The sequence below is a fragment of the Nonomuraea purpurea genome, assembly GCF_042650645.1.
Classification (GTDB): Bacteria; Actinomycetota; Actinomycetes; order Streptosporangiales; family Streptosporangiaceae; genus Nonomuraea; species Nonomuraea purpurea.
In genome coordinates this window covers 56,222-75,746 of the sequence record NZ_JBHSBI010000008.1, presented here as the reverse complement: position 1 = coordinate 75,746, position 19,525 = coordinate 56,222, and the positions used below count along the sequence as shown (strand labels likewise).

Sequence of the window (19,525 nt, the reverse complement as noted above, 5' to 3'; positions counted from 1 at the left end):
GTGCCTCACGGCCATGGACAGACATATGTTTCAGAACTCCGTTCCTGTCACTGCTTCACCGCTCCCGCGATGCTGTCGACGAACTTCCGCTGGAGGACGACGAAGACGGCGATCACCGGGATCAGCGAGATCACGGCGGCCGCGGCCATCCCCGACCAGTCCGTTTCCCGCTCGCCCACGAAGACCGTCATGCCCACGGCCAGCGTCCGCAGGTCGGGCTCGCTGAGCGTGAACACCAGCGGAAGCAGGTAGACGTTCCAGGCGAACAGGTACGTGAGGATGACCACCGTGGCGGTGATCGGCCAGGCCAGCGGGAGCATCACGCGGAAGAAGACGGTGAAGTGGCCCGCGCCGTCCAGGCGGGCGGACTCCTCCAGTTCCTGCGGCAGCTTCCTGAAGAACCCGGCGTAGAGGAGGGTCGAGGCGATCTGCCCGCCCGCGCCCAGGCCGAGTATCAGGCCGGCGTGGGTGTTGAGCAGCCCGAGCTGGTCGGTCAGCTGGGTGATCGAGATGATCGTGTACCCCTCGGGCAGGAAGAACGTGACCAGGAACAGGCCGATGATGAACTTCTTGCCGATGAAGTCGTAGCGGCCCAGCACATAGCCCGCCAGGGCGCTGCGCACGACGACGAGCACCACCGTGCCGACGGTGATGACGAGGGTGTTGACGAAATACCTGGCGAAGCCGACCTCGCTCCAGGCGCGGGCGTAGTTCTCCCAGACCGGCTCCTCGGGCAGCAGGCCGAGCCCCGTGCCGAAGATCTCGGGCGAGGTCTTCAGCGACGCCGAGACCAGCCAGACGAACGGGTAGATCCACAGGGCGCCGAGCACGAGCAGCAGGACGACGGTCACCACCTGCCCGGCGCTCGGCCGGCGGCGCGGGGCCGCCCGTCCGACAAGCAGGCGGCCGGTGGCCGCGGGCGCGGTCATGCCGAGCCCATCCGGCTCCTGGCCCAGCGCATGCCCAGCGCCTGGACGATCGCGAGGGCCATGGTGATCAGCCCGAACAGCACCGCCGCGGCGGAGGCGTACCCGAGTTGGGGGACGGTGGCCTGGAAAGCCGTGCGGAAGATGAAGATCTCGATCACCTCGGATGAGAAGGACGGGCCCCCGCCGGTGAGGGTCTGCATCAGGTCGAAGACGTTGAACGCCGCCACGGTGTCGATCAACGTGATGATCACCAGGAACGGCACCAGCAGCGGCAGCGTGACGCGCCGGAACTCCGCCCAGGCACCCGCGCCGTCGATCATCGCGGCCTCGTGGATGCCCTGCGGGATCGTCTGCAGCGCGGCCAGCCAGTAGATGAGGGTGATGCCCAGCCACTTCCACACCCAGACGGCGATCCCGGCGAACAGCGAGGTGCCGGCGTCGGCGGCGAAGTTCGCCGGCGACTCGATCAGGCCGGCCCAGACCAGCGACATGCTCACCGGGCCGCTGGCGTCCAGCAGCAGTGTGAACACGATGCCGACGATGGCGCCCGTGGTGACGACCGGCAGGAAGAACAGCGTGCGGAAGAAGCCCTTGAACGGCGTCTTCTTCCGGTTGAGCACGATCGCCAGCGCGAGCGCCAGCCCGACCCGCAGGGGCACGGCGATCACGAGGAACACGATCGAGTTCCAGAAGGCGTTCCAGAACAGATCGTCCTCGATCAGCCGGGCGAAGTTCTCGACGCCGATGAACGTCCCGGCGCTGGCGAAGCCCGGCCAGTCGAGGAAGGCGAACCACCACGACGCCAGGAGGGGATAGATGGTGTACGCGCCGTACCCGACGAGGGTCGGCAGCAGGAAGAGGTAGATCCACCAGTCCTCGCGCAGGCGTCTCAGCCATCCTGGCCGGGAGTGCGCGGGGGTCTGCCCGTGGGTTGTCGTCATGGCGCTCCTGTCCGGCCGCCTCTCAGCGGTCGGCGTAATCCTGCTGCTCGTAGTCCTTCTTGCGGTCCCAGTTGGCGAAGACCCAGGCGTCCAGGCTGACCTCGACCCCCTTCTCCTCCCTGACCGCCTTGATGGCGCGCTCGCGCTCGGCGCTGATCTGGTCCTTGAAGCGCCGGAGCCGGCCGCCCACGTCGACGTTGGCGCCGGTCAGCACCGACTGGACGATGCCGCCGAGGTTGGGCTGGATGTCGCGCATCTCGGCGAGCACCTGCCACACACCCGGCGTGCCGACCTCGGGCACCGGTCCGATGCGCACGTCGTCCTGGAAGTTGGCGACGCACTGCCGGTAGGCGGGGTGCACCTGCGCCTCCTCCACCACCTCGGCCAGCGCGGGCGGCTGGTCCATGGCGGCGGCCAGCTTGAGCTGGAATTCCTTGGTGGTCATCCGCAGCAGCAGATCGGCCGCGGCCTGGGCCTTCTTCGACTGGCTCGACACCCAGAACGTGCCGGGCTGCGGCGGGCTGTAGATGAAGTTCCTGGTGGTCTCGGGGCACGGGATGTGCCACACGCCGACCCCGCGCTCGACCGCCTCGGGCTCGTCCACGCGCAGGCCGCCGATGAACCACGCGCCCCACGGGTAGATGGCCGCCTGCCCGGCGGCCCAGCGGGCGCGGGCGTCGCGGGGCCCCATCGACGCGGACGCCGGGTGGACGACCTTGTCCTTCTGCAGCGAGACGAGGAACTCGATGGCGTCGATGTACGGCTGGGAGTCGAAGACGTACGCGCCCGTCGTCCAGTCGATGGCACCGAACCCGGGGGCGCCCGCGGCCATGGCGAGCCGGTGCACCAGCGCCTCCAGGTACGCGGGGTCCTTGAGCGGAATCACCATCCCGTACACGTCGTCGGCGGTCCCCTTGGTCACGCGACGGGCGACCTCGCGCAGGTCGTCCCAGGTGGCCGGCTCGTCCTCGGCGTCCACCTTGGCCTCCTGGAGCAGCGCGGTGTTGAACCACGGCACCGCCTCGTGCCAGCGGCCGGAGAACGGCGGGATGGAGTAGATCTCGCCGTTGAAGCGGTGGATGCCGTCATAAAGCTGGTCGGCGACCGGGCTGCCGGCGAAGTCGGCGAGCTTGCCGACCGGTTGGAACCAGCCCTCGCTGACCAGGGCGGCCGGGGAGACTCCGCCCAGCCCCGCCAGCGAGTGCACGTCCGGCATCTGGTTGCTGCGCCTGGCCACCTGCAGCGCCTGGCCCAGGTCGGCCAGGTCCATCTGGCGCCGTTCGATCGTGACGCCCGCGTGGCTCTGCTCGTAGGGGGTGAAGAGGTCGCTCTCCAGCATCTTGGTCAGCGGTCTGAACTGGTCCCACCACTGCAGCGCGTTGCCGGCGGCCTGGCCCTGGCGGCTCATCTGCCCGCCGCCGGTGCACGCGGTCAGCGCGGCCGCCAGGACGGCGGCGCTCGTGCCGCCGAGGAACTGGCGGCGGCTGACGTCACGGCGCCCGGCGCCTGCCATGCCGGGCATGGTTCCAAGGATCCGGCGATGCGACCCCATGGCGACTCCTCTTCGTGGTCGGCTCGGTCACGATCCCGCCCGGCCCTGAATCTTCAGGGACCCCCCGCGAAGCGGATCTATGTTTGCGCTAACCTATGGCCGTCCCCTATCAACGTCAAGGTCATGACGGTGAGGTTCTTTGAAAAGCAGCTCAGACGCCATGACCTTCACCGCTGACGGCGAATCCGATGTTTGCGGAAACAAGCATGGAGGCCCAGTATGAGCCAACCCTCGAACGTGCTCTTCCTGATGACCGACCAGCACCGCGTCGACACCCTCGGCTGCTACGGCAACCCCCACGTGTCCACCCCACACCTGGACGCCCTCGCCGCCTCGGGCACCCGCTTCGACGCCTGCTTCACCCCGTCGGCCATCTGCACCCCCGCCAGGGCCAGCCTGCTGACCGGCGTGCTGCCGTTCCGGCACCGGCTGCTGGCCAACTACGAGCGCAACGTGGGGTACTCGGAGGAGCTGTCGGAGGAGTTCACGCCCTTCTCCCGCCGCCTGCGCGAGCGCGGCTACAACGTCGGCATCGAGGGCAAGTGGCACGTCGGGCGGCGGCGCGGCCCCGGTGAGTTCGGCTTCGACGGCGCCCACTACCCGGGCTGGCACAACCCGGTGGGGCACCCCGACTACCTGGCCTGGCTGGAGCGCCACGGCCTGCCGGAACCCGAGATCAGCGAAGAGGTGCGCGGGGTCTTCCCCAACGGGGAGCCCGGCAACCTGCTCGCGGGCGTCCTGCACCAGCCGGCGGAGGCCACGTTCGAGCGCTTCCTCACCGACCGCACGATCGAGCGGCTCGAACGCTACGCCGAGGACCACCACCGCGACGGCCGCCCCTTCTTCATGGCCGTGCACTTCTACGGGCCGCACCTTCCCTACCTGCTGCCGCGCGAGTACCTGGAGATGTACTCGCCCGACCTGGTCGAGCTGCCCGAGTCGATCAAGGAGACGTTCGAGAACAAGCCGCCCGTCCAGCGGCGCTACAGCGAGCACTGGACGCACGACACGCTCGGCGAGGAGACCACGCGCCGGCTCGTGGCCGCCTACTGGGGGTATGTGACGCTCATCGACGAGCAGGTCGGCCGCCTGACCGAGGCCCTGGAGCGGCTCGGCCTGACCGGCAGCACGGCCGTGGCCTTCACCGCCGACCACGGCGAGTTCACCGGCGCCCACCGCCTGCACGACAAGGGCCCGGCCATGTACGACGACATCTACCGCATCCCCGGCCTGCTGCGTGTGCCCGGCTCGCCGGGCGGCGGGTCGACCGGGGCCTTCGTCAGCCTGGTCGACTTCACCGCGACGATACTCGACCTGGCGGGGGCCGGCCCCGAGCCGGACGCCGACGGCCGCAGCCTGGTGCCGTTCGCGCTGGGAGAAGAACCCGCCGGCTGGCGCGAGGACATCACCGCGGAGTTCCACGGCCACCACTTCCCCTATCCGCAGCGCATGCTGCGCACACGCCGGTTCAAGCTGGTGGTCAACCCGGAGAGCGTCAACGAACTCTACGATCTGGAAGAAGATCCGTCCGAGCTGACCAACCGCTACGGCGACCCGGCGCTCGGCGAGGTCCAGTCGGCGCTGATCGGCCGTCTCTACCAGCGGCTTAGGGCCTCCGGCGACAATTTCCACCACTGGATGACGTCGATGTACGCTGTCGGCGGCAAGGACTACGACACGTCCTTGAGCGACTTCGAAGGGGCCAATCACCAGGGCCTGGCCTGACCTTGTTCAGCGCTGCTACGAGGAAGGGAGAGCACCCGCGTGGCTCGGCAACCAGGAACGGGGGCGTCCGGCGGCCCGTCGATGGCGGACGTCGCCAAGCTCGCCGGTGTGTCAGGACAGACCGTCTCGCGGGTCGTGAACGGCAACGACCGGGTCACCGCCGCCACGCGGCTCAAGGTCGAGACGGCCATGAGACAGCTCGGCTACCGCGCCAACATCGCCGCGCGGGCGCTGGCCACCGGCCGGTTCGGCACGATCGGCGTCGTCATGTTCAACCTCAGCGCCGTGCTCAACGTCCGCATCGTCGAGGCCGTCGTGACCGGCGCCCAGGCCCGCGGCTACTCGGTGAGCGTCGCGATAGTCGACGGCCCGACCGAGAAGGACATCCGCGCCGCCGTCCGCGGCCTGGCCGACCGCGCGGTGGACGGCGTGATCGTGATCGAGGCCCGGGTGCTCGACACCCCGCACCTGCAGCTTCCCGAGGAGGTGCCGGTGGTGATCGTCGACAGCAGGTCGGCGCACCGGCACCCCACGTTCGGCACGGACGAGGCCGCCGGCGCCCGCGCCGCCGTCGATCACCTGCTCGGGCTCGGCCACGCCACCGTCCACCACGTGGCCGGGCCGACCGGCTCGAACCCGGCGCAGCGACGCCGGGACGCCTGGCAGCGGCTGCTGAAGCGGTCGGGCCGCGCCGCCCCGCCGCCCGCCGTCGGCGACTGGTCCCCGCAGTCGGGGTACGAGGCCGCGCGCCGCCTGCTGGCCGGCGACGACGTGACCGCCGTCTTCGCCGCCAACGACCAGATGGCCGTGGGCGTCCTGCGGGCGGCGGCCGAGCTGGGCCGCAGGGTTCCCGGCGATCTGAGCGTCGTCGGCTTCGACGACCTCGACGTCGCGCCGTTCCTGACCCCGCCGCTGACGACCGTCCGCCAGGACCTCGCCGCGGTGGGCCGCCGCTGCCTCGAGCACCTGATCGCGCAGATCGAGGCCCCGCAGAGGGCCGAGGCGCCCGCTCCGGCCAGCAGGTTCGTCCTGCCGGAGCTGGTGGTGCGGGCCTCCACCGCGCCGCCGCGCCGCTGACCCCCACCGCCCGGGGCCGTTGACAGGCCGCTGAAGTTAGCGCAAACATGAATGTGCCCCCTTCTGAGAAAGCAGGTCACATGCTGCGCCGTCTGCCGGCCATCGCCTTAACGGCGATCCTCGCCGTCTCGACCATCACCCACGCCGCCGCGGCGGAAGGAGCCGAACCCGTGACCGACAAACCGCTCGCGTACGGCGCTCTGGGAGCCAACTTCAACCAGAACCTCGACGCCCTCGACTACCGGGAACTGCGCGAGGCCCGCGCCCAGTGGGTCCGCGGGTTCTTCCCGATGCCCGCCACCGACCAGGGCGACCCCGCCGGGCACTTCGCGATCAGCACCATCACCGAGGCGGCCGCACGCGGCTTCGACACCGTCTTCAGCCTGAAGTTCCCCTATGACGCGACGTCCTTCCCCGCACCCGGCAGCGCGAAGATGGCCGCCGAGCTCGCCCGGCTGGACAAGGTGCTGCCCACCGTGATGGGCAAGGTGGACATCCTCACGATCGGCAACGAGCCCTTCATCGAGAGCCTGCCCGCCGAACGTGACCAGCGGCTCAACACCTTCTACGAGACCGTCGCCCGGCACGTGATCGACTACCGGCGTGAGCGGTGCGGCGCGGACTGCGGCACCACGCTCTACATGGGCGCGCTGAACCGGCTCGACCTGCCCGACCGCCGCACGCCGGCGGCCGAGCGCTGGATGACCTTCGTGCGCGAGACGCCGGAGATCGAGGGCGTGGACATCCACCCGCACATCCCCGCGCCGGAGAACGCTCAGCCGTTCCTGGACTACATCCTGCCGCGGATGCGTCCCGACCAGACGTTCCTGGTCACCGAGTTCTCGCTCGTCTGGTACTGGCAGCAGCACCTGAAGGACCCGGTCCCGGCCCAGTTCGCCCAGAAGTACGGCTTCGCCCCCGGCACCCAGGTCTGGCAGGTCATCAAGGCCGCCATCGACGAGCCGTTCAGCGAGCGGAAGTGGGAGGAGTTCCTGGCCGGCAGCCCGTGGTTCACCAGCCAGGCGGGCTTCCTGCGCGACCAGATGGAGCTGTACCGGGGCACCGGGCGGCTCGCGGTCGCCACGTACGGCTTCAAGCAGGACGACCTGATGGTCGCCAATTTCGGCCCCGACAAGGCCCCGTGGCTGCTCAACAGCGTCTACGCCCCCTACACCGTGCAGCCCCGGGGCGTCCTGTCGGGGCGCGGCTACTGGCTCGACGACTTCCGTGCGCTGCAGCGGAGCTGAACCTTTACCAGTGCGCCGTCCGTGGCTGGCTACGATCTTCGGTGGCGACCAGGACGTCGAGCAGCATCTCCTGTAGCTCGGCCCGGGTCGTCGCATGAGCCGGGTCGTCCCACAGGTTGTCCAGCTCCATCGGATCGGCCTCCAGGTCGTACAGCTCGCCGCAGCGCGCCCGAGTCGTGGACGGCGCGCCATGGTAGACGACGACCTTCCAGCGGTCGCGCCTGAGCATCGTGGTGTGCACGGGCTCCTCATAGGGGTGGCCGCTGTTGCGGTACTCGCACAGCGCCCACCCCCTGACCGGCGCGTCCCGCTCCCCTCGGGCCAGCGGCAGGAGGTTCAGCCCCTGCCCGCGGGGAAGCGGCGGCGCGCCCGCGGCCGCGAGGAACGTCGTCGCCAGGTCGATCCACTGGACCAGCTCGACCCGCCGCTCACCGGCGGGCAACCCGGCCGGCCAGCGCATGACGAGCGGCACGCGGACGGCGCACTCGTACATCATCGGACCCTTCAGCATGAGCTGGTGATCACCGAGCATCTCGCCGTGGTCGCTGGTGAAGACGACCAATGTGTCCTCGGTCAGGCCCGCCTCGTCGAGAGCGGCGAGAATCCGGCCGACCTCGTCGTCGACGAAACTCACCATCGCGTAGTAGTTGACCCTGACATCGTGGAGCTCGGCTTCGGTGTACTCCGTATAGCCGCGGGCGTGGCCGGCGTAGGAGCGGTGCGAGGCCTCGGTCAGCACGGGCGGCTTGCCGGCGAGTTCCTGGTCCCGGGTGATCGGACGCCGCAGAGGCTTTTCTCGGTAACGATCGACGTATTCTTTCGGCGCGCCGAACCCGTGGTGCGGGTCGAAGAAGTTGGCCACGAAGAAGAACGGCTTGTCCGCGTCACGCGAGTGCCGCAGGTAGTCGATGGTCTCGTTGCCGATCCACCGGCTGTAGTGGAACTCCGTCGGGAGCGTGTCGAAGCTCGTCCCGGAATCGGGCTGGGCGGCGGCCTCGTACAGGTCCGGGCGTGCGGCCCGCAGCCAGCGGTGGTAGGCGTTCTCGGACGATCCCGGGTAAGGGTCGTGCGCCCACCGGAACACGCGGAAGCCGTCGTCCAGGCGCGGTTCGAGACGGCCGCCGAAGCAGGCCCCGCCGACGTGGAACTTGCCGACCAGGCCGCAGTCGTAGCCGTGGTCGGCCAGGGTGCGCGAGAACAGGTGCTCGTGTGCGGGCAGCCCGACGCCGTTGGCCCAGGCGCCGTGCGCGTGGACGTAGCGGCCGGACATCAGGCTGGCGCGGGAGGGGCCGCAGACGGGGTTCTGGACGTAGCAGTTCTCGTACAGCACGCCCTGGGCTGCCAGGCGGTCGAGGTTGGGCGTGTCGATCTCGTCGTTGCCGTAGGCGCCCATCGCGTCGAAGCGTTGCTGGTCGGTGCAGATGAGCAGGATGTTCGGTCGGTTCATTTCTCTCATTTGAGTTGGGCGCTTCAGGACTTCACGGCCCCGGCGACGCCTTCGACGAAGTGGCGCTGGAGCGCGAGGAAGACGAGGAGCAGCGGAATCAGGGAGATGGTGCCCGCGGCGGCGAGGCCGGACCAGTCGGTGGAGTTGGTGCCGCGGAAGGCGAGCATGCCCACCGAGAGCGTGCGCAGGTCCGGGCGGCTGAAGGTGAACACCAGCGGCAGGAGGAAGTTGTTCCAGGCCGCCAGGAAGGTCATGACGCCCACCGTCGCGGTCACCGGTCCCGCGAGCGGCAGCATGACCCGGAAGAACGTGCGCAGGAAGCCGGCGCCGTCCATGATCGCCGCTTCTTCGAGCTCACGCGGGATGCGGCTGAAATAGCCGGCGTAGAGCAGGACGGCGGCGACGTGGCCGCTGCCCGCGAGGGCGAGGATGATGCCGGTGCGCGAGTTCAGCAGTCCCATGAGGTCGCTGAGTTCGACCACCGGGATGATGGTGAGCGCGCCCGGCGCGAACAGCGTCGCGACGAGCACGACGACCACCGCCCGCTTGCCGATGAAGTTCCGGCGGGCGATGACATAGCCGGCCAGGGCGCAGCGCAGGACGACCAGCGCCACCGTTCCCAGGGTGACGACCACGCTGTTCACGGTGTACAGCCCGAATTCGGCGTCCTGCCAGGCACGCACGTAGTTCTCGAAGTGCCACGATTCGGGGATCAGACCAAGCCCTCCGGAGAAGACTCCCAGCGAATCCTTCAGCGACGCCGAGACGATCCACAACAACGGGTAGATCCACACCAGGCTGATGACGGCGAGCACGATCACCTGTGCCCAGATCCCGAGACGGCGGCGATTGGCGGCGGCGCTCATGAGTTGCTCCTGGCGCGGTTGGCGTAGCGGATGCCGATGGCCTGGATCGCGGCGAAAACGAGCGTGACGAGCCCGAACAGCACGCCGAGCGCCGCACCGTATCCGAGCCGGGGCGTGGAGTTGGCGAAGGCCTGCTGGTAGATGTAGACCTCCGTGGCGAGGGTGGAGAAGAACGGCCCGCCGTTGGTCATCGTCAGGACCAGGTCGAAGATCTGCATGGTCTCGATGGCCGTGAGGAGAACGATGATGACCAGAAAGGGCTTGAGCATCGGAAGCGTCACGTGGCGCAGCGCCGCCCAGCTGCCCGCGCCGTCCGTCCTGGCGGCCTCGTACACGGTGGTCGGGATCGTCTGGAGCGCGGCGAGCCAATAGACGAGGGTGATGCCGAACCACTTCCACATGTGAACGCCCATCACGGTCCACAGGGACGTTCCCGGGTCTCCCAAGAAGTCGATCGGCTGGTCGACGATCCCGAGGTCGAGCAGCAACTGGTTCACCGGCCCGCCGGAGGGGTCGAAGATGAACCCCATGACGATGCCGATGATCGCCGTCGTCGTCACCGCCGGAACGAACAGCGCGGTTCTGAACAGCTTGGCGAGCGGCAGCCTGGGGTTGTTCAGGACGAGCGCGACCAGCAGGCTCAGCCCGACCCGCAGAGGCACGGTCACCCCGATGATCGTCAACGTGATCCCGAGCGACGTCCAGAAAAGCGGGTCGCCGAACGCCTCACGGTAGTTGGCCAGGCCGATGAACTGCCGTTCGCTGCCCAGCCCGTTCCAGTCGAGCATCGAGTAGTACAGGCTGGAGATGATCGGCCAGACCGTGTACGCGCCGAACAACAGCAGGGTGGGCAGCAGGAAGAGGTATACCCACCGCTCCGCCCAGATCCTGGAGGCGAGGCCCGAGCTCTTTCGCGTCACGCTGCTCATGGCTACTGGTACATCTCCGCTGTGTAGTCCTTGCCCGGCTGCCAATTCGGGAACTTCCAGTCGTCCAGGCTCACCTTCACGCCCTTGCCTGACACGACCCGCGTGGCGCGTTCCCGCTCGGCGGTGAGCTTTCCGCTGTATTCGCGCAACGCTTTCCGGATGTCGGTGACCTCACCGCTGAGGATGCCCTGAGTGATCTCGCCGAGCGTGGGCCTCGGCGCCTTCATCTCGTTCATCACCTGCGCGACGGCGGGGTTGCGGGCGATGGGGCTGGGCGCGAGCCGTACGGTCCGGCCGAACAGCTCGGCCGCGCGTTTGTAGGACGGATGCACCTCCGCCGTCGCCACGGCCTCCAGGTCGAGGGGAACCTGGTCCATGAACGTGGCCAGCCCCTTGGAGAACTCGGGGCCGGTGAACCGGGCGAGCAGGTCCGAGGCCGTCTCCACGTGCTTCGACTGGCTGGACACGAACAACTGGCCCGAGGCGGGAGCACCGTAGAGGACCGGCTTGCCGTCGGGTGAGGGAATGGGACCGATCCCGACCTTGTCGATGAACTGCTTGAACTGCCCGTTGACGACCCCGATGTTCCAGGACCCGTCGAAGAACATGCCCGCCACCCCGGTCGCCCATCTGGCCCGGGCAGTCCTGGCGTCCAGCGAGGTCGAGGCGGGGAACACGACCTTGTCGCGGACCAGGGACAGCAGGAACTCCAGCGCCTGGACGAACGGCTCGCCCGCGAAGGCGTATTCGCCGGTCCGCGGGTCCACCAGACCCATCGTGTTCTCCCCCTGGGCCATGGCGAGCGGGGCGCCGGCGGACATCGCCAGCTCGATCACGTGGCTCTGCAGCCGCTCGTGGAACTGCAGGCCCTGGATCCAGCCGTAGGCCCGTCCGCCGCCGTCCTTGGTGATCCGCGCGGCGAGGGAGCGGAATTCGTCCCAGGTCGCCGGGCCGTTGTCCGGATCGCCACCGGCTTTCTCGACCAGCTCGCGGTTGAACCAGTTGAGCGTGGCGTACTGCCGGGCGCTGAAGATGGGGAAGCTGTAGAGCTTGCCGTCGAAGACGTGCAGCCCTTCGAGCAGGCTGTCGGCGGGGAGCTTCGCGCGGATCGCGTCCTGTCCCGCCAGCGGCGAGAACCAGCCGCCCGCGACCAGGGACGCCTCGGACGATCCAAGTCCGGCGATCGAGTGCACGTCGGCGATCTGGTTGCTCTTGAACGCGAGCTGCAGCGCCTGGCCCATTTCGTTGGGGTTGTACACCTCGTGCTCCACCCGAACGCCCGGGTGGGCCTTGCCGTACTCGGCGAAGATGCGCTCGTTCAACGGTTTCAGCGGCTGGAAGTGATCCCACCAGCGAATCACGCCGCCGCCGGCCGCCGTGGCGGCCTCCTGCTGCGAGGTGCGGGTGCACCCGGCGACGCCGAGGGCGCCCGCGAGAGCGGCACCGGACAGCCCGAGGAATCGCCGACGGCCGAACGTCGTCATGGAGGTCCTCTCCTTCCCGCCGGAACCGATGCGCGAGAACTGAGATGGGGGGTGATGGGCAAGACTTCGCCACTGGCGACATCCCAAGGCGAACGTTCGCCTATGCTGTGCCACCCCACGCGACTCCGTCAACCCCTGAAAGCCATGGCGTTGAAGAGCTGTTTACCAACTGGTAATGTCGCTTACAATGCGAACGTTCGCCTTCCGGAGGTAACCGCCGTGGCCAGTGTCTCGCTCAGGGACGTCGCCGCGCGCGCCAACGTGAGCTTCCAGACGGTGAGCAAAGTGCTCAACGGCAAAGGCAACGTCACGCCGGCCACCCGGCAACGCATCATCGAGGCCGCGGAAGAAATCGGCTACATCCCCAACGCGCTGGCCCGCAGCCTGCAGTCACGCAGCTCCCTGACCCTCGGAGTGATCACCGTCGACTTCAGCAACACGACGCCGGCGCAGTTCCTCGTCGGCATCGAGCGCGAAGCACGGCGGCACGGCCTCAGCGTGATCCTCAGCAGCCTCGAGCCGGACGGCTCCGACTGCGTGCGTTATCTGCGCGTGCTGATGGAGCGCCGGGTCGACGGGATCATCATGAACGCCCCGGCGACCGAGGAGGACGAGGAGGTCGGCCGACTGCTGCGTGCCGGGCCTCCCTCCGTCAGCCTGCACGACATCGCCGGCGGCGGCGTCCCGTTCGTCGGCCTCGAGTCCGAGGGCACCGCGGCGTTCCCGATCCGCCACCTGCTCGCGCTCGGTCATCGCCGGATAGCCATGGTGACCGGCTTCCAGCGACGTCACAGCGCGCAGCGGCGCACCGCCATCTACCGGCAGGTGCTGACCGAACACGGCCTGCCCTACGATCCCCTCCTCGTCGAGGACGGCGAATGGGAGGTCGAGGGCGGATACGCCGCCACCCACCGGCTGCTCGACCGGGCCCCCGGCATCACCGCGATCTACGTGCAGAACGACCTCATGGCGGTCGGCGTGCTCAACGCGCTGCACGAGCGAGGGCGCCGAGTCCCTGACGACTGCTCGGTCGTCGGCTGTGACGACCACCCGGTCGCCGCCCGGACCATCCCGCCGCTGACGACCGTCCACATGCCGTTCTTCGACGCCGGAGCGGCCGCCGTCCGTCTCCTCCTCGAACGCATCGCGTCCAGAAGCACACCGCCGGACGACGTCATCCTTCCCGTGTCCATGGTCTACCGCGCTTCCACCGCCTCCGCACCGGCCGGAGACTGAGCCGCCTGTCAGCGGCCCGCTACCTCCTCCAGCCAACGACGCGTCCGGACGCGGCCCTTCAGGAACACCACCTCCTTGCCGGCCGCGAACTCGCGGATCTTGGCCAGCACCCGGGGCCGCATCCGGCGCCGGTAGCCGAGCACGTAGGCGATCACGTCCGAGTTGATGCGGTTGTAGACGCCCGACGGGTGCTGCCCCGCCCCGTGACGGGCCTGACGGGACAACAGGCCACGCATCGCCGTCCAGGTGGAGACATCCATCATCACCACGGTGTCGCAGGCGCGCAGGCGGGTCTCCAAGGTGCTGTTGTAGTTGCCGTCCATGATCCAGCGTGACCCGGCCACGAGTTCACGCTGTGCGGCCTCGAACTCCTCGGGCGGGAGCGGGTTCCACGCCTCGTCGTAGTAGAGCGCGTCCAGATGCGTGACGGGAGCCGCCAGGATCCGGCCGAGCTCGCGGGCCACGTACGACTTGCCGCTGCCACCCGCCCCGACGACCACCACCCGATCCATCCGTATCAGCCCACCATAGTCAGCCGGCCACGAAGGTCATCACGCTTCGAGCGGGAAGCGTGACGGTGAAGGACCCGTTCGACACGCCGGCCGTGCCCTGGGGCGCGACGTTCCTGCTCGCGTCGGTCAGCCAGGACGAGACATTGGCGGCGGCGCTGTTCACCAGGGTGAACTGCTGGCTCGCCGCGGAGGTCCCCTTGTTGACGGCAACGACGACGACCTTGGAACTGCCACCCCGATACGCCGAGACGTAGACATTCGACGCCGGGTTCGCCGTCGCCTCGATCCGCACATATCCGGGGCGGACGAACCTGGCGAAGTGCGCCATGTTGGCGCCGCGCTTGCTGATCTGACCGTCCTCCCGCATGGGGCCGTAGCTGCGCCGGATGTACCACCAGATGTAGGCCTGGAACTCGCCGTTCACCATGGCGCGGTGGATGTGCTCCCCCACGTCGAGCGCCTGCGGCCAGAGGTCCGCCGAATCGCTGCTGTTCGGGTGGTAAACCTCGGTCATCCAGAGTTCTTTGCCCGCGCCCTTCTGCTTGAAGAGGGGATACGGGAAGTTCGCGAACGGCGTGCCGTAGAGATGAGCCCCGATGATGTCCACGTTGGCGAGTGCCGTGGCGTCGTTGAGGATCGGGTCCGAGATGTTCTTCAGATACTGGAAGGACTCGGGAGCGATGACCCTGGTGCCGATCGATCCGGCGTTCTCCCTAAGGAATCTGACTATTTCTGTGGGAGTCCACCATGTCCAGTCATGCGCGTAATCGGGCTCGTTCTGCACTGATATGCCGTACAGGTTCACCCCGTTGTTCCGCAGGAACCCGTTGAAGTCGTTCAGGTGCTGGGCGTAGGCGCCGTACATGTCGTACCTGAGACGTCTCGCATCGGTCTGACTCCCGCGAACGAAGGTCTCGACCATGCGGGCAGGAGGATTCCACGGCGAGGCGATGACGCTCACCCCGAGCTCGGTCGCGCGCCTCGCCGTCGCCAGGTCACGGCTCCAGTCCGCCTGGTTCTCGGGGACGGGGATCCTGAGCACGGAGAACCCCAGCCGGCCCTCGCCGGTGCCGAACGCCGTGTCCCGCTGGGCCGCTGTCAGGTCGCCGATCCAGGCCGTGTGGGTCATGCCGCCGAAGCCTCGGATCGTCTGCCGCTGCGCCGACGCATCAATGATCGCCGCAGCGGCAGACGTCGTGGCCGTGAGGACCGGCACGGCCCCCATCGTCGCCAGGACGGTTCTCCGGCTCAGCTCGTTCCGGCCTTGCGTCATGTCTCCTCCTCTTCAGAATGGCTACGCAGTTGTCTTTTCGACAGGAGGTGCCGGACGGCCGAAACTTTCGGGAGCCCCGCCCTTGTTCGCGTTAACATCTCCAGCGGGAAGGTAAAGCCCCTGCTACGGCTCGTCAACCGTCCACAGGGCGGTGAGCGGCGGTTGCACCCGGCGGCCGAGCGGCAAGTTAACTCAACATGACGGCAAATTGCCCAGATGCCGGCCTGGCAACTTCTGTGAAACTTTCACATGCGGGGGAACCGCAGAGTGATCTCCTGGCGGACGAACGTCCAGGCGGGGCAACGCTCTGACAGCAACGCCCAGGCAGCAAGAAACGCCCGTTGTTGACGCCGCATCCGACCATCGGGTGTACTCCGTCACCGGAGTCGCCGCGCACTTTTGCAGGATCGAATGTTATCGCTAACACCAGGCGTATCCGCGCCGAAAGCCATGGCCGGTCGCTCCATCGGCCTGATCCGGTGAACCGGTTGCGTGGCCACGGCCGGATCACCGCCCCGTCCGAAGGAGCTCCGCATGTCCCTGAGCCGTCGTCAGCTCTTACAGGCCGCCGGCGCGACCGTCGCGCTCTCGGCCGCCGGCCAGGTGGTCGGCGCGTCCCCCGCTCTGGCCGCACTCCCCTGGGCCAGATCCGACATCGGCGTCTCGGCCTACGAGTTCGACCTCGGCCAGGTCCGGCTGAATTCCGGCCGCCTGCTGGACAACCAGAACCGCACCCTGAACTACCTGCGATTCGTCGATGTCGACCGGCTGCTGTACGTCTTTCGGGCCAACCACCGCCTGTCCACCAACGGCGCGGCGTCCAACGGAGGCTGGGACGCGCCCAGCTTCCCGTTCCGGTCCCACATGCAGGGCCATTTCCTGACGGCGTGGGCTCAGGCCCATGCCGTGCTCGGCGACACCGTCTGCCGGGACAAGGCCAACCAGATGGTCGCCGAACTGGCCAAATGCCAGGCCAACAACGGCGCCGCCGGGTTCAGCGGCGGCTACCTGTCGGGCTTCCCCGAGTCCGAGATCACAGCGCTGGAGAACCGCACCCTGACCAACGGCAACGTGCCCTACTACTGCATCCACAAGACCCTGGCCGGGCTGCTGGACGTGTGGCGGCTGATCGGCAACACCCAGGCCAGGACCGTCCTGCTGGCCCTGGCCGGCTGGGTGGACACCCGCACGTCCCGGCTCAGCTCAAGCCAGATGCAGACCATGCTCGGCACCGAGTTCGGCGGCATGAACGCCGTGCTGACCGACCTCTACCAGATGACCGGCGACCCCCGCTGGCTGACCACGGCCCAGCGGTTCGACCACGCGGCCGTGTTCAACCCGCTGGCCGCGAACCAGGACCAGCTCAACGGGTTGCACGCCAACACCCAGGTGCCCAAATGGATCGGGGCGGCCCGGGAGTACAAGGCGACAGGCACCACCCGTTACCGCGACATCGCCGCCAACGCCTGGTCCATCACCATCGGCGCGCACACGTATGCGAACGGCTCCAACAGCCAGGGCGAGTTCTTCCGTGCCCCCAACGCGATCGCCGCCCACCTGGCCAGGGACACCGGCGAGGCGTGCAACACCTACAACATGCTCAAGCTGACCCGGGAGTTGTGGCTGCTGTCGCCGACCCGGGCCGACTACTTCGACTACTACGAGAACGCCCTGCTCAACCATCTGCTCGGGCAGCAGAACCCGGCCGACGCACGCGGGCACGTCACCTACTTCACCCCGCTCAACCCCGGCGGGCGCCGGGGCGTCGGCCCGGCCTGGGGCGGGGGCACCTGGAGCACGGACTACAACTCCTTCTGGTGCTGCCAGGGCACCGGCATCGAGACCAATACCAAGCTGATGGACTCGATCTACTTCCACAACGGCACCACGCTGTTCGTGAACCTTTTCGCGCCCTCCACGCTCAACTGGAGCCAACGCGGCATCACGGTCACCCAAACCACCTCCTACCCGGTCAACGACACCACGTCCCTGCAGGTCACCGGCAATGCGAGCGGATCGTGGACGATGCGCATCCGCATCCCGGCCTGGACCCAGGGTGCGACCATCAGCGTCAACGGCGCGCAGCAGAACGTCTCCGTCACCCCGGGCACCTACGCCGACCTCACCCGGTCGTGGACGTCGGGCGACACCGTGACCGTGCGGCTGCCCATGCGGGCGGTCATGAAGGCCGCCAACGACAACCCCAACGTGCAGGCCGTCACCTACGGCCCTGTCGTACTGTCGGGCAACTACGGCAACACCAGCCTGTCCTCGGCCCCGGCCCTGACCGCCGCATCGATCACCCGCACCAGCACCTCGTCCCTGGCCTTCACGGCCACCGCCAATGAGACATCGGTCCAGCTGGGGCCGTTCTACGACGCCCACGACCACAACTACGTCGTCTACTGGAACACCGCCGGCCAGGGCGGTACCGGCGCGGCCACCTTCCGGCTGCTCAACGTGGCCAGCGGGCTGGCCCTCGGCATCCAGAACATGTCCACCGCAGACGGCGGTCCGGCCGTCCAGTGGACCGACAACGGCACCGCCGACCACCGCTGGCGGCTCCGCTACGGGTCGGCCGCCGCCTTCCGCATCCAGTGCGCCAACGGCGGACGGGTTCTCGGCCTCGGCGGGACGTCCCAGGGCGCGCAGGTCGTGCTCGCCGACGACGACGGCTCGAACAACAACCTCTGGAGGTTCCTGTGAGGCGGGTGCTCGCGATTGTCTCGTCTCTGCTTCTCATGGGCGTGTTCCTCACGGCCCCGGCGTCTGCGAGCGGCAACCAGAGTGCCTCCGCCGCCGGCGACTACACCAACCCGGTCGTCTGGCAGGACTTCGCCGACGGCGACATCATCCGGGTCGGCGACGCCTACTATTACTCGGCCTCGACGATGCACTACTCGCCGGGCGCGCCGATCCTGCGCTCCTACAACCTGGTCGACTGGGAGTACGCCGGTCATTCGGTCCCGAGGCTCGACTTCAACTCGGGGGCCTACGACCTCAACGGCGGCCGGGCGTACGTGAAGGGCATCTGGGCCTCGACCCTGAACTACCGGCCCGGCAACAGCACCTACTACTGGATCGGCTGCGTCGAGTTCAACCGCACCTACGTCTACACCGCCTCCGCCGTCGACGGCACGTGGACCAAGCGCTCGCAGATCAACAACTGCTACTACGACGCCGGCCTGCTGATCGACACCAACGACACCATGTACGTCGCCTACGGCAACAGCACCATCAGCGTCGCCCAACTGTCCTCGGACGGCCTCAGCCAGGTCCGCGCCCAGCAGGTGTTCCAGACCCCGAGCAACGTCGGCACCCTGGAAGGCGCCCGCTTCTACAAGCGAAACGGCTACTACTACATCTGGCTGACCCGCCCCGCCAACGGCCAGTACGTGCTCCGCTCCACCTCGCCCTGGGGTCCGTACGAGATGCGCCAGGTCCTGCTCGACATGCCCGGCCCCATCTCCGGCGGCGGCGTGCCCCACCAGGGCGGGCTCGTCCAGACCCAGAACGGCGCCTGGTACTACATGTCGTTCGTCGACGCCTACCCCGGCCGCCGCGTCCCGGCGCTCGCGCCGATCACCTGGACCAATGACTGGCCGACCGTGCAGACCGTCAACGGCGGCTGGAGCGCCACCTACCCGAGGCCGGACATCCAGACCAGCCGGACCGTGGCGCCCATGATCGGCCCCGATGCCTTCACCTCGAGCGGCCTCGGCCACCGCTGGGAATGGAACCACAATCCCGACACCAGCCGCTTCTCCACCGGCAACGGCCTGCGCCTGCAGACCGCGACCGTTACAGGCGACCTCTACAACGCCCGTAACACCCTGACTCACCGCATCCAGGGCCCGTCGTCGACGGCGACGATCGAACTCGACTACTCGCAGATGACCAATGGCGACCGCGCCGGGCTGGCCATGTTGCGTGACCAGTCGGCCTGGATCGGCGTCAAACGCGACAACGGCGTCAACCGGGTCGTGATGACCAACGGGCTGACCATGAACAGTTCGTGGCAGACCACCGGCACCGGCGCCGAGGCGGCGAGCGCGAACATCTCGGGCGGCCGGATCTGGTTACGCGTCAACGCCGACATCCGGCCGGGCTCCGGCAGGCAGGCCCGCTTCTCCTACAGCACCGACGGCGGCACCTTCGTCAGCCTCGGCCCGGCCTTCACCCTGAACAACGCCTGGCAGTTCTTCATGGGCTACCGCTTCGGGATCTTCAACTACGCCACCCAGTCGCTCGGCGGCGCGGTGACCGTGCGCCGCTTCGACCTCACCACCCCCTAATGGGAGCACACC

At 68.3% G+C, this 19,525-nt stretch carries 15 protein-coding genes; 6 read left to right on the top strand and 9 right to left on the bottom strand.

Going from position 1 to position 19,525, the window contains the following annotated elements; translation table 11 throughout:
- Positions 1-47 precede the first annotated feature (47 nt).
- From ACFOY2_RS17365 to ACFOY2_RS17355, 3 genes are read right to left on the bottom strand one after another with little or no spacing between them, the layout of a single operon-like run.
- The gene (locus ACFOY2_RS17365) at positions 48-929 is read right to left on the bottom strand and encodes a carbohydrate ABC transporter permease (RefSeq protein ID WP_379529070.1); all 882 of its coding nucleotides are present in this window, start codon (positions 927-929) and stop codon (positions 48-50) included.
- On the bottom strand, positions 926-1,870 hold the full coding sequence (locus ACFOY2_RS17360) for a carbohydrate ABC transporter permease (RefSeq protein ID WP_379529069.1): 945 nt from the start codon (positions 1,868-1,870) through the stop codon (positions 926-928). Before ACFOY2_RS17360 ends, ACFOY2_RS17365 begins: the two co-directional genes overlap by 4 nt.
- Before the next feature lie 22 nt (positions 1,871-1,892).
- On the bottom strand, positions 1,893-3,392 hold the full coding sequence (locus tag ACFOY2_RS17355) for an ABC transporter substrate-binding protein (protein WP_379529068.1): 1,500 nt from the start codon (positions 3,390-3,392) through the stop codon (positions 1,893-1,895).
- A 249-nt stretch (positions 3,393-3,641) separates the two neighbouring features.
- Here ACFOY2_RS17355 and ACFOY2_RS17350 point away from each other — a divergent pair, with 249 nt between their 5' ends.
- The 3 genes from ACFOY2_RS17350 to ACFOY2_RS17340 all read left to right on the top strand — a co-directional run bounded on the left by ACFOY2_RS17350 (position 3,642) and on the right by ACFOY2_RS17340 (position 7,471).
- The gene (locus ACFOY2_RS17350; protein ID WP_379529067.1) at positions 3,642-5,147 is read left to right on the top strand and encodes a sulfatase-like hydrolase/transferase; all 1,506 of its coding nucleotides are present in this window, start codon (positions 3,642-3,644) and stop codon (positions 5,145-5,147) included.
- Between the two features lie 39 nt (positions 5,148-5,186).
- On the top strand, positions 5,187-6,224 hold the full coding sequence (locus tag ACFOY2_RS17345; RefSeq protein ID WP_379529066.1) for a LacI family DNA-binding transcriptional regulator: 1,038 nt from the start codon (positions 5,187-5,189) through the stop codon (positions 6,222-6,224).
- Between the two features lie 80 nt (positions 6,225-6,304).
- On the top strand, positions 6,305-7,471 hold the full coding sequence (locus ACFOY2_RS17340) for a hypothetical protein (RefSeq protein WP_379529065.1): 1,167 nt from the start codon (positions 6,305-6,307) through the stop codon (positions 7,469-7,471).
- 4 nt (positions 7,472-7,475) lie between these two features.
- Here ACFOY2_RS17340 and ACFOY2_RS17335 read toward each other — a convergent pair whose 3' ends face one another.
- The 4 genes from ACFOY2_RS17335 to ACFOY2_RS17320 are packed head-to-tail and all read right to left on the bottom strand — an operon-like array spanning position 7,476 to position 12,197.
- The gene (locus ACFOY2_RS17335; protein WP_379529064.1) at positions 7,476-8,918 is read right to left on the bottom strand and encodes a sulfatase family protein; all 1,443 of its coding nucleotides are present in this window, start codon (positions 8,916-8,918) and stop codon (positions 7,476-7,478) included.
- Between the two features lie 23 nt (positions 8,919-8,941).
- Positions 8,942-9,784, bottom strand: coding sequence for a carbohydrate ABC transporter permease (locus ACFOY2_RS17330; protein WP_379529063.1), 843 nt, complete (start codon positions 9,782-9,784; stop codon positions 8,942-8,944).
- Positions 9,781-10,704 carry a carbohydrate ABC transporter permease gene (locus ACFOY2_RS17325; RefSeq protein WP_379529062.1) on the bottom strand — a complete coding sequence of 308 codons (924 nt, stop codon included), beginning with the start codon at positions 10,702-10,704 and terminating at the stop codon, positions 9,781-9,783. The genes ACFOY2_RS17330 and ACFOY2_RS17325 overlap by 4 nt, the downstream gene beginning before the upstream one ends.
- A gap of 11 nt (positions 10,705-10,715) precedes the next feature.
- Positions 10,716-12,197, bottom strand: a complete 1,482-nt coding sequence (locus ACFOY2_RS17320; RefSeq protein ID WP_379529061.1) for an ABC transporter substrate-binding protein — start codon at positions 12,195-12,197, stop codon at positions 10,716-10,718.
- Positions 12,198-12,416: 219 nt separating this feature from the next.
- Here ACFOY2_RS17320 and ACFOY2_RS17315 point away from each other — a divergent pair, with 219 nt between their 5' ends.
- Positions 12,417-13,433, top strand: coding sequence for a LacI family DNA-binding transcriptional regulator (locus ACFOY2_RS17315; protein WP_379529060.1), 1,017 nt, complete (start codon positions 12,417-12,419; stop codon positions 13,431-13,433).
- A gap of 8 nt (positions 13,434-13,441) precedes the next feature.
- On the opposite strand, the gene ACFOY2_RS17310 is transcribed toward ACFOY2_RS17315, so the two are convergent.
- The gene (locus ACFOY2_RS17310) at positions 13,442-13,945 is read right to left on the bottom strand and encodes a topology modulation protein (RefSeq protein WP_379529059.1); all 504 of its coding nucleotides are present in this window, start codon (positions 13,943-13,945) and stop codon (positions 13,442-13,444) included.
- A 19-nt stretch (positions 13,946-13,964) separates the two neighbouring features.
- Complete coding sequence (locus ACFOY2_RS17305; protein ID WP_379529058.1) at positions 13,965-15,218, bottom strand: glycoside hydrolase family 30 beta sandwich domain-containing protein; 1,254 nt, start codon at positions 15,216-15,218, stop codon at positions 13,965-13,967.
- 534 nt (positions 15,219-15,752) lie between these two features.
- On the opposite strand from ACFOY2_RS17305, the gene ACFOY2_RS17300 reads away from it, so the two are divergent.
- Both ACFOY2_RS17300 and ACFOY2_RS17295 read left to right on the top strand, forming a co-directional pair.
- On the top strand, positions 15,753-17,924 hold the full coding sequence (locus ACFOY2_RS17300) for a beta-L-arabinofuranosidase domain-containing protein (RefSeq protein WP_379529057.1): 2,172 nt from the start codon (positions 15,753-15,755) through the stop codon (positions 17,922-17,924).
- A complete protein-coding gene (locus tag ACFOY2_RS17295; protein WP_379529056.1) occupies positions 17,921-19,513 on the top strand; it encodes a glycoside hydrolase family 43 protein in 1,593 nt (530 codons plus the stop codon). Before ACFOY2_RS17300 ends, ACFOY2_RS17295 begins: the two co-directional genes overlap by 4 nt.
- The last annotated feature ends 12 nt before the right edge of the window (positions 19,514-19,525 follow it).

What these genes read in the sequence shown, in the direction of transcription:
- ACFOY2_RS17365 (WP_379529070.1), bottom strand. Translation starts at nt 929, where the DNA reads ATGACCGCGCCCGCGGCCACCGGCCGCCTGCTTGTCGGACGGGCGGCC.
- ACFOY2_RS17360 (WP_379529069.1), bottom strand. Translation starts at nt 1,870, where the DNA reads ATGACGACAACCCACGGGCAGACCCCCGCGCACTCCCGGCCAGGATGG.
- ACFOY2_RS17355 (WP_379529068.1), bottom strand. Translation starts at nt 3,392, where the DNA reads ATGCCCGGCATGGCAGGCGCCGGGCGCCGTGACGTCAGCCGCCGCCAG.
- ACFOY2_RS17350 (WP_379529067.1), top strand. Translation starts at nt 3,642, where the DNA reads ATGAGCCAACCCTCGAACGTGCTCTTCCTGATGACCGACCAGCACCGC.
- ACFOY2_RS17340 (WP_379529065.1), top strand. Translation starts at nt 6,305, where the DNA reads ATGCTGCGCCGTCTGCCGGCCATCGCCTTAACGGCGATCCTCGCCGTC.
- ACFOY2_RS17335 (WP_379529064.1), bottom strand. Translation starts at nt 8,918, where the DNA reads ATGAACCGACCGAACATCCTGCTCATCTGCACCGACCAGCAACGCTTC.
- ACFOY2_RS17330 (WP_379529063.1), bottom strand. Translation starts at nt 9,784, where the DNA reads ATGAGCGCCGCCGCCAATCGCCGCCGTCTCGGGATCTGGGCACAGGTG.
- ACFOY2_RS17320 (WP_379529061.1), bottom strand. Translation starts at nt 12,197, where the DNA reads ATGACGACGTTCGGCCGTCGGCGATTCCTCGGGCTGTCCGGTGCCGCT.
- ACFOY2_RS17310 (WP_379529059.1), bottom strand. Translation starts at nt 13,945, where the DNA reads ATGGATCGGGTGGTGGTCGTCGGGGCGGGTGGCAGCGGCAAGTCGTAC.
- ACFOY2_RS17305 (WP_379529058.1), bottom strand. Translation starts at nt 15,218, where the DNA reads ATGACGCAAGGCCGGAACGAGCTGAGCCGGAGAACCGTCCTGGCGACG.
- ACFOY2_RS17300 (WP_379529057.1), top strand. Translation starts at nt 15,753, where the DNA reads ATGTCCCTGAGCCGTCGTCAGCTCTTACAGGCCGCCGGCGCGACCGTC.